General features: G+C 55.1%; 15 protein-coding genes and 1 tRNA gene. 3 read left to right on the forward strand and 13 right to left on the reverse strand.

Going from position 1 to position 14,532, the window contains the following annotated elements:
* The 9 genes from ACZYSM_RS05215 to ACZYSM_RS05255 all read right to left on the reverse strand — a co-directional run.
* Positions 1-613 (reverse strand): IS630 family transposase (locus ACZYSM_RS05215; RefSeq protein WP_489069551.1); only part of this gene is annotated, 613 nt, incomplete at its 3' end.
* A 52-nt stretch (positions 614-665) separates the two neighbouring features.
* Complete coding sequence (locus ACZYSM_RS05220; protein ID WP_489069553.1) at positions 666-932, reverse strand: DUF2848 family protein; 267 nt, start codon at positions 930-932, stop codon at positions 666-668.
* A gap of 135 nt (positions 933-1,067) precedes the next feature.
* Positions 1,068-1,961: a polysaccharide deacetylase family protein gene (locus ACZYSM_RS05225; protein ID WP_489069555.1), complete on the reverse strand. Its 894-nt coding sequence runs from the start codon at positions 1,959-1,961 to the stop codon at positions 1,068-1,070.
* A gap of 66 nt (positions 1,962-2,027) precedes the next feature.
* Complete coding sequence (locus ACZYSM_RS05230) at positions 2,028-2,936, reverse strand: NAD-dependent epimerase/dehydratase family protein (protein WP_489069557.1); 909 nt, start codon at positions 2,934-2,936, stop codon at positions 2,028-2,030.
* Positions 2,937-3,026: 90 nt separating this feature from the next.
* A complete protein-coding gene (locus tag ACZYSM_RS05235; protein ID WP_489069559.1) occupies positions 3,027-3,761 on the reverse strand; it encodes an SDR family NAD(P)-dependent oxidoreductase in 735 nt (244 codons plus the stop codon).
* A 161-nt stretch (positions 3,762-3,922) separates the two neighbouring features.
* Positions 3,923-5,353, reverse strand: a complete 1,431-nt coding sequence (locus ACZYSM_RS05240) for an APC family permease (RefSeq protein WP_489069561.1) — start codon at positions 5,351-5,353, stop codon at positions 3,923-3,925.
* Between the two features lie 381 nt (positions 5,354-5,734).
* Entirely contained in the window at positions 5,735-6,748 is a 1,014-nt protein-coding gene (gene lipA / locus ACZYSM_RS05245; RefSeq protein WP_489069563.1) for a lipoyl synthase, read from the reverse strand.
* Between the two features lie 14 nt (positions 6,749-6,762).
* Positions 6,763-7,131: a glycine cleavage system protein GcvH gene (gcvH, locus tag ACZYSM_RS05250; protein ID WP_489069565.1), complete on the reverse strand. Its 369-nt coding sequence runs from the start codon at positions 7,129-7,131 to the stop codon at positions 6,763-6,765.
* Positions 7,132-7,472: 341 nt separating this feature from the next.
* Positions 7,473-8,390: a LysR family transcriptional regulator gene (locus tag ACZYSM_RS05255; protein ID WP_489069567.1), complete on the reverse strand. Its 918-nt coding sequence runs from the start codon at positions 8,388-8,390 to the stop codon at positions 7,473-7,475.
* A 361-nt stretch (positions 8,391-8,751) separates the two neighbouring features.
* On the opposite strand from ACZYSM_RS05255, the gene ACZYSM_RS05260 reads away from it, so the two are divergent.
* The 3 genes from ACZYSM_RS05260 to ACZYSM_RS05270 all read left to right on the forward strand — a co-directional run bounded on the left by ACZYSM_RS05260 (position 8,752) and on the right by ACZYSM_RS05270 (position 10,998).
* Positions 8,752-9,864, forward strand: a complete 1,113-nt coding sequence (locus ACZYSM_RS05260) for a CapA family protein (protein WP_489069569.1) — start codon at positions 8,752-8,754, stop codon at positions 9,862-9,864.
* A gap of 95 nt (positions 9,865-9,959) precedes the next feature.
* Positions 9,960-10,784 (forward strand): tRNA-dihydrouridine synthase, encoded by an 825-nt coding sequence (locus ACZYSM_RS05265; RefSeq protein WP_489069571.1) that lies wholly within the window; start codon positions 9,960-9,962, stop codon positions 10,782-10,784.
* Between the two features lie 28 nt (positions 10,785-10,812).
* Positions 10,813-10,998: a hypothetical protein gene (locus ACZYSM_RS05270; RefSeq protein WP_489069573.1), complete on the forward strand. Its 186-nt coding sequence runs from the start codon at positions 10,813-10,815 to the stop codon at positions 10,996-10,998.
* A gap of 202 nt (positions 10,999-11,200) precedes the next feature.
* On the opposite strand, the gene ACZYSM_RS05275 is transcribed toward ACZYSM_RS05270, so the two are convergent.
* The 4 genes from ACZYSM_RS05275 to gacA all read right to left on the reverse strand — a co-directional run bounded on the left by ACZYSM_RS05275 (position 11,201) and on the right by gacA (position 14,400).
* Positions 11,201-11,276: transfer RNA gene (locus ACZYSM_RS05275), tRNA-Gly, on the reverse strand.
* Positions 11,277-11,339: 63 nt separating this feature from the next.
* Positions 11,340-11,900, reverse strand: coding sequence for a CDP-diacylglycerol--glycerol-3-phosphate 3-phosphatidyltransferase (gene pgsA, locus ACZYSM_RS05280; protein WP_489070045.1), 561 nt, complete (start codon positions 11,898-11,900; stop codon positions 11,340-11,342).
* A gap of 32 nt (positions 11,901-11,932) precedes the next feature.
* Positions 11,933-13,756 carry an excinuclease ABC subunit UvrC gene (gene uvrC / locus ACZYSM_RS05285; protein ID WP_489069575.1) on the reverse strand — a complete coding sequence of 608 codons (1,824 nt, stop codon included), beginning with the start codon at positions 13,754-13,756 and terminating at the stop codon, positions 11,933-11,935.
* 2 nt (positions 13,757-13,758) lie between these two features.
* Positions 13,759-14,400 (reverse strand): response regulator transcription factor GacA, encoded by a 642-nt coding sequence (gene gacA, locus ACZYSM_RS05290; protein WP_489069577.1) that lies wholly within the window; start codon positions 14,398-14,400, stop codon positions 13,759-13,761.
* Positions 14,401-14,532 lie beyond the last annotated feature (132 nt).

Here is a 14,532-nt window from a genome sequence, read left to right on the forward strand (position 1 = left end):
GACGAACATAGTCATGGGTTTGTGTACGGATATGACCGATACCCAATGGCAATCCGGGTTGCGTGCGCTGCAAGGCTTGAACCTGGCTCTTCTCATCGCAACAGAGCACCAGGGCTTTATCGGGAGGCGCCAGATACAGTCCGATGACGTCCCAGAATTTCGCTTCGAAGTCCGGGTCATTGGACAGTTTGAAGGTGCGTGTCAGGTGCGGCTTTATGTCGTTGGCGGCCCATATCCGCTGGACGCTGGCCGATGAAATGCCGGCGACTCGAGCCATGCTTCGACAGCTCCAGCGAGGCTGACCGATACGCGGCTGAGTGACTTGCTCAAGGGTTCGCTTCAAAGCTTCAGCCGGCAAGGATGGTTTGCGACCTCGTCCGGGCAGATCCACCAGGCCTTGCAGACGCAGCTCTTGAAAACGCTTGCACCAGCGAGTGACTGAAACAACGGAGAGACCCGTCAACCGGGCAATCTCGTTGCGCGAACAACCTTGAGCCGCCAGTAAAATCACCCGCGCCCGACGACCGTCGCGCTGACTGATAGTGGCCGATCTTATGCGTCGACTCAGTTCAATTTGTTCGTCTTCACTGAGCACGATGTCCTGAGAGTTCATGTGATCACTCCAAGTACTGACTGACCACAGAAGCATAGCTCAGGCTAGAAACTTATTTAAGAGACAGGACACTAGAGTGTGCTCCAAGCACTTCAATTGCACCGCTCTGTGTCAATCTGGAATATGCAACTCGATTAAATACCGGCACGGTAACAGGCCTTGCAATACCTAACGCCTTCATCTCCTGGATGTGCTTTTCCAAGCTGACTGGACTCCTGCCTACCCAGCCAGCTGCAATGACTTCAGTTATAGAGAGGGTTCTCTCATAGGTCGCTCCTGGAGTCGAAACCATAAAGCTCATTCTTAGGCTACGGTCCATATCCCTTACCTTTTTATCTGCAATCAGTAAGAGTAGCGGCCACCCAAAGATGGCCGTTCTCAATACACTTGAGTCGCGAATGAATAAAATTTAATACAGACCTGCCCTCTTAGAACAACCTACGCTTGGAACGGGCTATTTATTTGCTATTACCGGCCCTTGATAGTAAGGCAAATGGTCAATACGCGGTGTGTAGATGCCACTGGCTACACTTTTCTGAACATGAGCCGCAATCTCATCCAGACGAGCAAACCAAACATCGCCTTTTGACATCATGTATTCGATCAGTTTGGTAACCTCATGCCATCGTGACAGACGACCAGAAAGGAACGGGTGCCAAACCGGTATAAAAAGACCGCCGTACTCCCACGCCGCATCAAACTCGGCCTTAAAAACCTCAACCGCTCGTTGGGGCGATTGAATCGGCATCTGAAAATCAAGGTCGATACTATGCATATACTGAGGCCAGTCATCCAGGGCCCAGCTTGAAGGCAGCTCCACCAGTTCACCAGCAGCGGTACGCAACAGATAAGGAATATCATCCCCCATCAACGAAGCGTCATAACTAAAACCTCGTTCAATCAACAAGTCAGCAGAGTGCTCTGACATATTGTAAAGCGGTGCCCGCCATCCGCGCGGTGCCTGGCCAGTAAAGCGCTTAATAGTGTCGCAGCCGCGATCAAGCCAATAAGCCTCCTCTTCTCGGCTCAACTCGTTTGGATGTTCATGTATGTAGCCATGGTGGGCAATCTCGTGCCCCCCTTCGACAATGGCCTCAATGGCTTTGGGATAGTGCTCGATACACCAGGCCGGGATAAAAAACGTCTGCTTAATATCAAAGCGTCGATACGTTTCGACAATCCTTGGAACCGCCACGTCAGGACCGTATTGCAGCATTGAAATACTGGCAACCCGTGTCGCTGAGTCTTTGGGGTGTGCCACATGCAGAATGCTGTCTGCGTCCATATCAAAGGTAAAGGCTACGGCACAACGTGCGCCATTTGGCCAAACAATCGGGTTGCTAATCATACTTGATCACTCCTGCCTGCAATAATTACCAAAAAAAACGACTGCAACAGTTGCCGAGGACTGATATCAATACTCGTGATCGATTAGCCAATCGGAATAATGTGAGATTCCTTGTTCAAGCGTCCATTGCGCTCGATACCCCAACTCCCGCTCCGCGGCACTAAGATCCCACTCCCCCTGTCGATCCAAATGCCAATAGCCACCACCGATTTCGATATTCGCATCAGGCATCAGCTTCCTGATGATATCGACGGCTTCATGCAACCTCCAAGGACGATCACCGGCAATATTAAACACACTGCCTTTGATATCTTTAGCTTCAGCCGCTATTAACACAGCACGTACAACGTCTTCCACATGGATATAATGGAATCGATGGTCGCCACCGGAAGGCAGTGTGAATTTTTCACCGCGATGAACCGCTTTAAGTATATCCCTGAGAATTTGCGGCATTTTATTTTCAGGGCCGTACACTTCCGCAATCCGCAGCGAGATCACCTCCATACCATAGAGCTCGTTATAGACCCGGCCAAAATGCTCAGTGGCCAGTTTGGTTACACCATAAGGTGTCGTTGGGTTGGCCGACGCTTGTTCATTAACCACACCCTCAACATGCCCATAGACAGCCTCGGAAGAGAAATTAACGAGCTTTTTAACCCCTGCCATGCGCATCGCTTCAAGCAAATGAATGGTGCCATCGATATTCGCCGACACCGTGGTGATCGGAAGCTCTATGGACAAGTCAGGGTGTGACATCGCCGCCGTGTGAATGACACGATCAATCCCAAATTCCTGGAGGGTTCTGACAATTTTCGGAATATCGAACAACTCACCCTGTACGGCTGTCATGAATTCTGACTTGGCCTCTGAATAGTCACGATTGTAACTAACCACATGAACACCCTGCTCACTGAGTTTTTTGGTCAGGTACCGACCCACATAACCCAGACCACCGGTAATCATTACAGCGCTCATTTTGTATTCCTCTTATTATAATCGTATTAGAGCCACTTATTTAACAGGGAGAACTGTGGGCTCACTGAAGTTCAAACTCGACGCAGCCCATCAGATCGCGGTTCCGCCATTAGGGCTGATTACCTGTCCAACCATGTAATCTCCTGCAGGTCCGGCCAGGGCTTCGACCATGGCCGCAATTTCTTCCGGCTTTCCGAAGCGTTTCAATGGAATCGACTCGCGCGTCTCATCGTTGTATTCGATGGTGTCCTTGATCAACATATCCGTCTCGATCGGGCCCGGTGCCACCGAGTTCACCAACACACCTGACGAAGCAACCTCCTTTGCAACCGCTTTTGTTAGAGCAATCACCCCGCCCTTAGAGGCGCAGTAGGCTGCGTAGGTCGCAAATCCAATCAGCCCCAACTCAGAGCTGATATTGATAATCCGCCCTTGACCACGTGCCAGCATGCCCGGCAATACCGCCTGCATACAGGCCCAGGTACCTCCGAGATTGGTGCTGATCATCTGCTCCCACTGTGCCCAGGTCGTCTGTGCAACAGTGGCCGAAACCAGCCGCCCGGCATTATTGACAAGGATGTCGACCCGCCCATAACGACGCTCTGCCTCCCGGATGATTCCGGCTGCAGCTTCAGGATCACTGACATCCGCTTGAACAGTGAATCCATCTCCACCGTTTTCTTCGGCGATAGCGATCACCGCTTCCAGTTGATCGTTGGAATCGAAGTAGTTCAGTACCAAATGATCCCCACTTGCAGCAAAGCGCTTGGCGGTCGCCAGCCCAATACCCTTCCCGGCTCCAGTGATGACTACAACACGCTTCATAAGCTCACCTATATCTTTAATTAGAGTGACTTGCAGGCTCGGCGAATAGCGGCCATCACTAAAGCGCCCCCATGTTCTATGTGAAGAGTTGTTATCGAAGTAACGCTGTTATGTTCAGCTAAAGCAGGTCGTCACATTGAAGGTCTGTATTAACTTCAGTATCACGACGGGCTTTGTACCTGAGAAAGCACCGTTCGCTTGGAAACATACGACCGCCCAATCAGGATCAATACGCCAGACAAGATTGTCAGCGCTCCAAGGTACCAAGCGGTGTACTGATCCTCCGGAGAAACCGGATTCGCCCCTGCGGTATAACCGATGTATCCCAGCACAAGGATTGCGAGAGACGCCGGGATCGACAGTGCCAACGACAACCCGAAACTGTGACGTCGCCAGGTCATCGCAATGAAAGCTGCGATTGCGGCCATGTAGGACATCACCAGCGTGATGGTCACTACGTCGTAGTACCACGAGATCTTATCCAGAGGTTTCCACCAGAGCAGCGCGATGGCTACGGCCGAAACGATCACGCTGGCCAGCCAAGGAGACCTCGATTTGTTGACTGATCGCAGCGCTACTGGCAGATGCCCTTCCTCACTCATTCGGTAGAGCGTACGAGCAGCTGCGCTTGAGGAAATTTGCAATCCAGCGCATGCCGATGTGATGACGACGAACAATGCGATCCAGGCCATGGCAGGGGGCAAGTAGACATTGGCGACAGCGGCGATCGGTCCACCATTACCGTCTTCGATGATTGCAGCCAATGTCTCTACAGGCACTGCGAACTGCCAGCCGATAGCCGCGAGGCTGTAAATGAGGAATGCTGAAGTCAGAACGAGCAGCATGGAGCGTTGAACAGTGCGAACCGGAATGCGCGACTCTTCAATGTAGTTGATCGCCGAGTCGAAGTTGGCGAGCATCCATACGCCAAACAGCACACCCGGTCCAATCGCGGACCAGCCACCTGCGCCCTCCAACGAATACATGGAGGTGATTGACAGATCCTTAACCTGTGGATTGATAAGCCCCATCAACCCGAGTCCAGCGACAACGCTGATTTCGAAGACCAGAAAGACGCTGGCCACTTTGGCCGTGGCATTGACTCCTTTGCAGGAAATGACCAGGAAGATCAGGATCAGGCCCGTCCCAATCATTTTGGAGTTCAGCAATCCACCCACTGCCGGGATCAGCGCCTGTATGTATTCAGTCCCGATGATGGCGCACATTGCCATCACCGCCGTGCACGCAACCGCATACGCCCAGCCGAGCACAGTTCCTACACCGGGATGCAGAAATCGTGTCGTGAATGTGAAAATCCCACCCGCTGACGGCGCCTGTCGAGTGAGCGAGATCATGCAAAAGGCCATCACCAACATCGGAAAGAAGTACGCAATCAAAATGGCCAACGGCGCATGGTGGCCTGATATAGAGTAAAGAATCGACATTGAAGAGGCAGCGATCCAGCCTGGCGCATTGAATCCAAGCGCCGAAAAAGTTACATCCCTAGTATTGAGCGTCGCCTTGTTAAGAGCCGTATCCAACTCACGAACGGTTCCATCGCGGTCATAACCGATTATTTCATAGAGGTTCATTTTTCAGACTCTGAGCTATAGAAGATCTTATAACGCCCAATAATTTTAAATTAATTAAGCGCCGCTTTTATTATCCAGCTAAGCAGAATGCCAATATTGAAACCGAAACAAGTCAGATTATAATTATCTATCAAGGCTTGTTTTTATTAAGCACATTTTTCCAGTAAATCCTCCATCCAAAAATCAGTTCTATTGGGTATTTTTCAACCGCCCATACGGGGTCGACTGCGACTCATGAAGCCTCTGAGCGGCGGTGGCTCATTATAAGAACGGAGCAAAAATACCTAACATCCCCAATCTCAGATGCTTGTATCTGAGTAAGCGAAGTAAGCGGCTTATCGGCACCTCCGACTGCTGGTGGAATTCAGATTCGGGCCAGGATCAAGTCCGTTCCGGCTCAAGGCCAGGATCAGCGACTGCGGCTGTCGTGAACTGCTGATCGGCATGGTAGGACGATCTCACCAATGGCCCGGAGGCGACATTCTTGAACCCCATCCGCAACCCCATTTCGGCGAACCAGGCAAAGGTGTCCGGATGAACGAAGCGCTGCACCGGCAAGTGACTGCGAGACGGTTGCAGGTACTGGCCAAGTGTCAGCATGTCGACATGATGTTCTCGCATACGCTGCATCACCTCGATCACCTCGTCGTCAGTTTCGCCCAACCCCAGCATCAGGCCGGACTTGGTCGGCACCTTGGGTACGCGGTTTTTGAAGTTCTGCAGCAACGCCAGCGACCACGCGAAATCCGAGCCCGGGCGCGCAGCCTTGTACAAGCGCGGAACAGTTTCCAGGTTATGGTTGAACACATCGGGTGGCTCCTGCTCGGTGATCGCCAGTGCCACATCCATGCGCCCCCGATAATCCGGTACCAGGGTTTCCAGCAGGACGTCCGGCGACAACGTGCGGATTTCACGTAAACAGTCAGCAAAGTGCCGGGCACCGCCATCGCGCAGGTCGTCGCGATCTACCGAAGTGATCACCACATACTTCAGGCGCAGGTCGGCGATAGCGGTCGCCAGATGCTTGGGCTCATCCAGGTCCAATGGCTTGGGTCGACCGTGACCAACGTCGCAAAAAGGGCAACGGCGAGTGCAGATATCGCCCATGATCATGAACGTCGCTGTGCCGCCGGAAAAGCACTCACCCAGGTTCGGGCAGGAGGCTTCCTCACAGACGCTGTGAAGCTTGTGCTTGCGCAGCAACGCCTTGATCCGCGCCACCTCGGGTGACGCCGATATCGGCACGCGAATCCAATCGGGTTTGCGCGGTACGTCTTCGGTGGGAAGAATTTTTACCGGAATACGTGCCACTTTATCGGCACCGCGTAGTTTCACTCCGGGCTGCAGCGGTTGGGGTTGTCTATCGATCCCCAGCGGGATTTGTACGTTGCTCATGTCGGCACCCCGGCTCAAGCGTTGTCGGCCAGGAAGCGGTCATAGCCGTCTTGATCCAGCAGACCGTCGAGAGCGTCGATGCGAATGCGGAAGAACCAGCCGTCATCCATCGGTGAGGTATTGACCAGTGCGGGGTCGTCGGCCAGTGCTTGATTGACTGCGACTACTTCGCCAGTCAGCGGCATGGTGATGTTGCTGGCGGCTTTCACCGATTCCAGCACCGCGACTTCGTGGCCTTCGCTGAACCGCCCCAAATCCGGTAACTGCACAAAAACTACATCGCCCAGCGCTTCTTGGGCAAAGTTGCTGATGCCAACGGTGAGCTCACCGGATGACTCTAAACGCAGCCATTCATGCTCAGGAGTAAAACGCAGAGTGCTCATAAATTTCCCTCTTGTTATCAATATGTCCTGGAGCAGGACAAACAAGCGTCCGCGGGGACGACTCGGCTTATTGAACAAGAGCAAGGGCTATGCCAATCGAATTATTTTCCTATAAATCATAGAGTTAAAATAATAATTGAATAATCATTCGAATCATTCGGAATGATATCGATCCGCCCATGGACGACTTTCAGCGCTACTGGGCAGCCTCAATCCACGGCGGGCGGGGCTCGCGTGCCTGTGGAGCGGTAACGCTCCAGCGGAACGAAATCGAAACGCCCATAAGCCCCGGAGGATTGTCCCGGCAACGCGTCAAGGCCATTCGCGTGATAGTGGTAGGTTCAATGGGGTGACGTCAGCGCGCGGGTGGACTGCATCAGCTCGTCCAGGAATGCTCTCAAAATCAGAGGTGGCGTGACCCCGCGCCGGGTGATGATTTCGAAGGTCGAGAGCAAGCGAAGGCGCCCCGGCTCCAGATGTTTAAGGTCGCCGGACTCAACCCACTGTCGGGCGTAGTGTTCAGGTAAAAAACCGGCATAAGCCCCGGATAGAATCAACATCGCCTGAGCCTCGACGTTGTCTACCGTGGCAGCTGCCTTTTCCACACCCAGCGCCTGTAGATCGCGCTGTTGCAGGTAACCGCGCGCGACCACCCGGCTGACGGCGATGCGCTCAAGCAGGTTGACCTTTGGCCCCTCTGCGCTGAACAACCCATGGTTGCGTCCACAGAAAAAACCATGACTTTCCTGGTACAAGGGCGAATAGGACAGCCCAGGTACGCGAAAAGGGAAATGCCCGATCGCCAGATGCAGGCGGCCATCGAGTACCTTCTCCTCCAGCTCCGCGGGCGTACCGATGTATACGTGCAAGTGCACCTCGTGGCCGCGTTGCACAAACCGCTGGGTGGTCTGCTTCAGCGGGCAACCGGGGTCGGTAATGGTGCTGTCAATCACTCCGAGTTTGAGGGTGCCACTGACCTGACGTTTCAGTACGTCGGCATCCACACAAAAGTCATCTACCGCACCCAGTAGACGCTGGGTAGCTTCGTATATCGCCTCTCCCTGCTCGGTCAGACGAAAACCACTGCGACCACGCTCGCACAGTTTGACCCCAAGCCGGGTCTCGAGATGTGCCATTTGCTCGCTAATAGTGGACTGAGCGGTGTTCAGCGTAGCCTGAGCAGCGGAAAAACCACCGCTCTTGACGATAGTGTTGAACACTCTGAGCAGTTTCAGGTCGACGTCGTGCAACTGAATCATTACGGACCTCTTGTTCGGGGGCACATCGGAATTTACGATTGACGCAGTCTATGATCATCATTTCTCCAGGCCCACGTAAAGTCGAAAGAGCAGTTGAGTGCGACAGTTTTTTGAGCGCATGGCATCCGGAAAGCATCAAGCCCTGCTCTCGTTCGCTGCAGTGGTTCTATGATGTCGAAAATGACGTGATGTACTGGCAGGCCGAAGACGTGCGCATCGTGGATGTAGGTGACGCAAGTATCGTTAATACCGATATGAATAGACGCAATCTCGGGAAGGATGATCATTGTGATGGGGCCGCAGCTGAGCTAATCGGGGGCTGTCCCCGGTTTACGTTATTCGGGATATCCGGGAGGGTCCAATGACCCCTGTTACCGATACGCTGAAGCTGTTTCTCGCCGGCGACGTCATGACCGCCCGCGGCATCGACTCAGTACTGCCGCATCCTGGCGATCCGCGGCTTTACGAGTCTTACGTCAAGAATGCCGGCGATTACGTCCGGCTGGCAGAAAGACTCAATGGCTCGATTCCCCGCCCAGTCGATTTCACCTATGTCTGGGGCGCTGCGCTGGATGAGTTCGAACTTCGCCAGCCACACGCACGCATCATCAATCTGGAAACTGCGGTGTCCCGCCGCGGACGACCGGAGCAAAAGGGCATCAATTACCGCATGAGCCCGGAGAACTTCCCGGTCATCCGCGCAGCCGGCATCGACTGCTGCGTGCTGGCCAACAACCATGTGCTGGACTGGGGGCCAGCCGGCCTGGCCGATACGCTAGATACCCTATCGAGCAACGGCATGTGCAGCGCTGGCGCCGGGCACAACCGGCAATCTGCTGAAGCGCCCGCCGTGCTGCCGCAGCCTGGCGGGCGGCGCTTGCTGGTGTTTGGCCTCGGCGCACCCGACAGCGGCATTACGCCGGACTGGGCCGCCACGGATAGGCGCGCGGGCGTCGCGCGGCTGGAGGATCTGTCGATGCAAAGCCTGCGCCCTGTGGCCAAACGGATTCTCCAGGGCAAAAATCCGGGGGATCTGGTGGTCGCCTCCATTCACTGGGGCGGCAACTGGGGGTTCGATATCCCGCGGGAGCAGGTCCGGTTCGCCCATGCCTTGATCGACGAGGCCGGAGTTGACGTGGTGCACGGGCATTCCTCGCACCACGTCAAGGGCATCGAAGTGTACCGCGAACGCCTGATTCTCTATGGCTGCGGTGATCTCCTGAACGATTACGAAGGCATCGAAGACCACACCGCCTTTCGCGGCGACCTGGGACTTCTATACTTTGCCTCGCTGGGCTCGGGCGGGCACCTGCAGTCGCTGGACCTGATACCCACCCGCCTGCGTCGCTTCCGCATCTGTCGCGCCGAAGGGGATGACATTCAATGGCTGCACGACACCCTTTCTCGCGAGTGCGCACGCTTGGGCAGCAGCATCCAGCCGGGCGCGAAAAATGCCATTGAGTTGCGTTGGTAGGAGCTCTTCATTGAGCCGCCGTGTCTGGCCCGGTAAGTCGGTCAATAATGCCATTGCCCAGCTTGGCCTCGGCTGAGTACTGCTGGCCAGGCCCAATGGCGGTGCCAGCTGTCCCCTCTGTGTTCGGCCGCTCCGGGCTGGTACAGCGTGACTTCGAGGGCTGGATCGATGAGCTGGCCGTACTGGATCGTCAGGCCAACAGCCAGGACGCCTATGTCGTACCGAGTCTGATCCTCAGCGACCTTGAGCAGTGCGCGCGCTTCGCGGAACAAATCGAGCAAACCGGTTTACGAGTACTGGAGCTCAACATCGGCGCACCCCACGGTGAAGAGGCCGCCAAGGGTGCCATTGTGCTGGAGCGCGACGCCGACCGAATCGAACAGATCGTACGGCGGATTCGTCAGGCCACGAATTTACCGCTATGGATCAAGCTGACCGGACAGAGCGAAAACGTCGTCGGCCTGGCCGAAGCCGCCCGCCGGGGCGGTGCCGAGAGCGTGGTCATGATGGGACGCTTCATGGGGTTTCTACCCGACCTGGAAACCGAGCGGCCACTGCTCGGCACTTCGGCGGCGATCGGAGGAAGTTGGGCCCTGCCCCTGACCGCCCGCTGGTTGATGCTCACCCGCAAGAAGCTCGGTCCGGACTTCCCGCTGATCGCCACCAACGGTGCACGCAACGGTCTGGATGTTGCCCGCTTCCTGTTGGCCGGGGCCTGCGCAACAGAAATGACATCCGCCGTCTTCACCGGTGGCTACCCGATGCTGGGGCGAGCCATCGACGAACTCGACCACTATCTGGCGGCTCGCGGTCGCACCGTCAGCGAATTGCTGGGACTGGCGGCGGATCATGTACAGACCTACCAGGAGCAAATCAGCTGCCAGGACTACTGGCAGGCCTTTGCTCCTGACGCCGACTGATCTGCAACCCGAACCGAGGACAGACGGCATGGACAACATCGACCCGAGCACGCCGCGCTGGCAACGGATTGCGCCAGAGGCTGCCCAGCGGCTATCGGGTACTGTCACCGCCGATCGTATCTGCCGACACGTTGTAACCAAGGAACGGAGGCTGTCCAGGCTGCGGCGTGTCGGTCGTGAAATTGTCGAGTTTTGGCGACTGATGCTGGTCTGAAAAGTGATGCAGATGCCGAGGTTTCGGGATGAGCGAATCACTTTCCAAATCCGATCTACCCAGCATCGGATTGATGTACTGGACTGTACCCATTGGGGCTGGACTTGAGTGTTTTCAGAAGATGTCGCTGGAAGAGCCAAAGAAAGACTTTTCTATGGACCAAAAAAATGGACCTCTTTTCAGAGATCCATTTTTTAATGCTTGGAGCGGGAAACGAGACTCGAACTCGCGACCCCGACCTTGGCAAGGTCGTGCTCTACCAACTGAGCTATTCCCGCGTCTTGGTGTGGCGCATTCTATAGAATTCAGATGCCACGTCAACCCCTTGATTCAAAAAAGTTTTATTTCTTTTCCGTGGTGGTCTTGAGATGCGGCCAGGCCGCTCGCAAATATTGCAGCATGGACCACAACGTCAGCCCCGCGGCAATTAGCAGCAATGCATAACCTACCAGGACCCAGAAGCTGAAATCAGGGGGATTGGCCAGCAAAATAACCAGCGCCAGCATCTGTGCGGCGGTTTTCCATTTGCCCATGTTCGATACCGCAACATGAGCACGCGCCCCGATCTCTGCCATCCACTCTCGTAAGGCAGAGACCACGATTTCGCGACCGATGATCACCGCTGCCGGTAACGTGAGCCACAAATTGGCATGTTCTTGCACCAGCAGCACCAAGGCCACTGCCACCATTAGTTTGTCGGCCACCGGATCAAGAAATGCCCCGAACGGTGTGCTTTGCTCCAGGCGACGCGCCAGGTACCCATCCAGCCAGTCCGTTGCGGCGGCAAAAGCGAAAACTGAACTGGACGCCATGAAGCTCCATTGGTAGGGCAGATAAAACAGCAAAATGAAGATCGGAATGAGCAGAACGCGTAAGACGGTAATCAGATTAGGGATATTCATCGGCACAACTGGCTACGAGGTGAGTTGGCATTCTACTCGCTGTGCAGGTTTGCATAAATCAACTCAGCGAGCTTTTTACTGATCCCCGGTGCTTTGGCGATCTCTTCGATGCTGGCACGAGACAGCTCCTGCAATCCACCAAAATGTTTCAAAAGTTCGCGCCGACGTTTAGGCCCAACGCCTGCGATCCCCTCAAGCGTTGACGTACGACGGGTTTTGCCTCGCCGTGCGCGGTGCCCGGTAATAGCAAAACGGTGGGCCTCATCGCGTATCTGCTGAATCAAATGCAGTGCCGGGGAATCGCCACGCAACGTGAACTCATGGGCAGCGTCATTGAGGTAAAGCGTCTCGAAACCGGCCTTGCGCGTCGCCCCTTTGGCGACACCCAGCAAAATCAGGTCAGGCACGGCCAGCTCATTGAGTACGTCTCGAGCCATGGACAACTGGCCTTTACCGCCGTCCACCAGAAGAATATCCGGCAGTTTGCCCTCGCCGTCCTTTAGCTTGCTGAAACGCCGAGTCAGTGCCTGATGCATCGCCGCATAGTCATCACCTGGCGTCACGCCTTCGATGTTGTAGCGACGATAATCAGACTTGAGCGGACCCTCAGGGCCAAAGACTACGCAGGAGGCCACCGTAGCTTCACCACTGGAGTGACTGATGTCATAGCACTCGAGCCGTTGCGGCGGTTCATCCAGATTCAGTACTTCAGCCAGCGCCTCAAACCGCGCGGCAACATGTTGGCGGTTGGCCAAACGGGCGTTCAATGCCTGCTCGGCGTTTGTCACAGCTAATTGCTGCCAACGCGCCCTTGTCCCTCGAACCCTGTGACTAATGGTCAGCTCGCGACCGCGTAGCTCTTCGATGGCCGCAATCAACGCAGGGAAATCTTCATGGACAACGTTGACGATCAGCTCGCTCGGCAGGTCCCGCTCAGGGCTGCTGATGAAATACTGGCCGAGGAACGCCGCCATGACCTCGGCCACCTCCTCTTCAATACCGACTTGCGGAAAGAAGTTCTTGCTACCCAGTACCCGACCGCCACGCACGCTGATCAAGTGAACGCACGCGCCTCCCGGATTGACGAACGCAGCGATCACGTCCACATCACCGGTCCCGCCTTCCATGCTCTGCTGATCCTGAACCCGTCGCAGCAGGGAAATCTGGTCACGCAGTTCAGCGGCGCGCTCGAAGTCCAGCGTGCTCGCCGCCAGCTCCATGCCGCTGGACAATTCGTCAGTCAGGGCATTGCTGCGGCCTTCGAGGAACATCACCGAGTGGCGCACGTCTTCGGCATAAACATCAGGCTCGACCAGACCGACACACGGCGCCTTGCAACGCTTGATCTGGTACTGCAGGCACGGCCGCGTGCGGTTTTTATAAAAACTGTCTTCACACTGGCGCACAAAAAAAGTTTTCTGCAGCAGGCTCAGGCTCTCACGAATCGCACCCGCGCTCGGGTACGGACCGAAGTATTTGCCCTTCTGCTTTTTGGCTCCACGATGGATGCTCAAACGTGGAAAATCACCCTCCGAAAGAAAAACATACGGATAGGATTTATCGTCTCGCAACAGGATGTTGTAGGGCGGTCGCCACTCTTTGATCAGCGTCTGTTCAAGCAGCAACGCTTCGGTTTCATTGGAGGTGATCGTCGTTTCGATCTGAGCGATGCGACCTACCAGAGCGGCAGTTTTAGGCGCCAGACCGGTCTTGCGAAAATAACTCGCCAGGCGCTTTTTCAGGTTTTTGGCTTTACCGACGTATAGCAGGCGCGCACCGCTGTCGAACATGCGATACACACCAGGGTGCCCACTACAGGTCGAGAGAAAAGCACTTGGATCAAACAGGTCTGTCATTGTCAGAGGCTGGCATCAACCATGCCGTGACGGACAGCCAACAGCGTCAACTCGACATCGCTGCTGATCGAGAGCTTCTCGAAAATGCGGTAACGGTAGGTATTCACGGTTTTCGGAGACAGGCACAACTTGTCGGAAATGATCTGAACTTTCTGACAGCCGACGATCATTAAGGCGATCTGGATTTCCCGCTCTGAAAGTGCATCGAACGGTGTATCACAGGTTGGCTGAAAAGACTTGATCGCCAGTTGTTGCGCAATTTGCGGGCTGATGTAGCGTTGCCCGGCAAACACCAGGCGAATAGCCTGAACCATTTCCGCCAGGGCAGCACCCTTGGTCAGATAACCTGCCGCACCCGCCTGTAACAGTCGCGTGGGGAACGGATCCTCTTCACACACCGTGACGGCAACGACTTTGATATCCGGATGACTGCGCAGCATTTTGCGCGTGGCTTCAAGACCGCCGATCCCGGGCATCTTGACATCCATCAGTACCACATCAGGCTTCAACTCCCGCGCCTTGAGCAGGGATTCCTCCCCTGACTCAGCCTGGCCGACTACTTGCAGCCCATCGATGTCAGCCAGCATCCGTGTAATGCCTGTACGAACGAGATCGTGATCATCGACCACTAGCACCCTAATCAAGCAGACACCTCGCGATATGGTCTTATTGGTTGCCGGACACCTTAGCAAAAAACCGGCGGGCAGACCTAGCTACAAGCGTCATATAAAGAGTATCAATACGCTTTGAACGCCTGCCGAGCGACAGGCGCATTC

It is taken from the genome of Pseudomonas sp. F220, assembly GCF_057813935.1.

Excerpts from the sequence above, each read along its gene's own strand:
- ACZYSM_RS05255 (WP_489069567.1), bottom strand. The coding sequence starts at position 8,390 with ATGATTCAGTTGCACGACGTCGACCTGAAACTGCTCAGAGTGTTCAAC.
- pgsA (WP_489070045.1), bottom strand. The coding sequence starts at position 11,900 with ATGAATATCCCTAATCTGATTACCGTCTTACGCGTTCTGCTCATTCCG.
- ACZYSM_RS05220 (WP_489069553.1), bottom strand. The coding sequence starts at position 932 with ATGGACCGTAGCCTAAGAATGAGCTTTATGGTTTCGACTCCAGGAGCG.
- ACZYSM_RS05270 (WP_489069573.1), top strand. The coding sequence starts at position 10,813 with ATGGACAACATCGACCCGAGCACGCCGCGCTGGCAACGGATTGCGCCA.
- gcvH (WP_489069565.1), bottom strand. The coding sequence starts at position 7,131 with ATGAGCACTCTGCGTTTTACTCCTGAGCATGAATGGCTGCGTTTAGAG.
- ACZYSM_RS05240 (WP_489069561.1), bottom strand. The coding sequence starts at position 5,353 with ATGAACCTCTATGAAATAATCGGTTATGACCGCGATGGAACCGTTCGT.
- ACZYSM_RS05225 (WP_489069555.1), bottom strand. The coding sequence starts at position 1,961 with ATGATTAGCAACCCGATTGTTTGGCCAAATGGCGCACGTTGTGCCGTA.
- uvrC (WP_489069575.1), bottom strand. The coding sequence starts at position 13,756 with ATGACAGACCTGTTTGATCCAAGTGCTTTTCTCTCGACCTGTAGTGGG.
- ACZYSM_RS05265 (WP_489069571.1), top strand. The coding sequence starts at position 9,960 with ATGGCGGTGCCAGCTGTCCCCTCTGTGTTCGGCCGCTCCGGGCTGGTA.
- ACZYSM_RS05235 (WP_489069559.1), bottom strand. The coding sequence starts at position 3,761 with ATGAAGCGTGTTGTAGTCATCACTGGAGCCGGGAAGGGTATTGGGCTG.
- ACZYSM_RS05230 (WP_489069557.1), bottom strand. The coding sequence starts at position 2,936 with ATGAGCGCTGTAATGATTACCGGTGGTCTGGGTTATGTGGGTCGGTAC.
- lipA (WP_489069563.1), bottom strand. The coding sequence starts at position 6,748 with ATGAGCAACGTACAAATCCCGCTGGGGATCGATAGACAACCCCAACCG.
- ACZYSM_RS05260 (WP_489069569.1), top strand. The coding sequence starts at position 8,752 with ATGACCCCTGTTACCGATACGCTGAAGCTGTTTCTCGCCGGCGACGTC.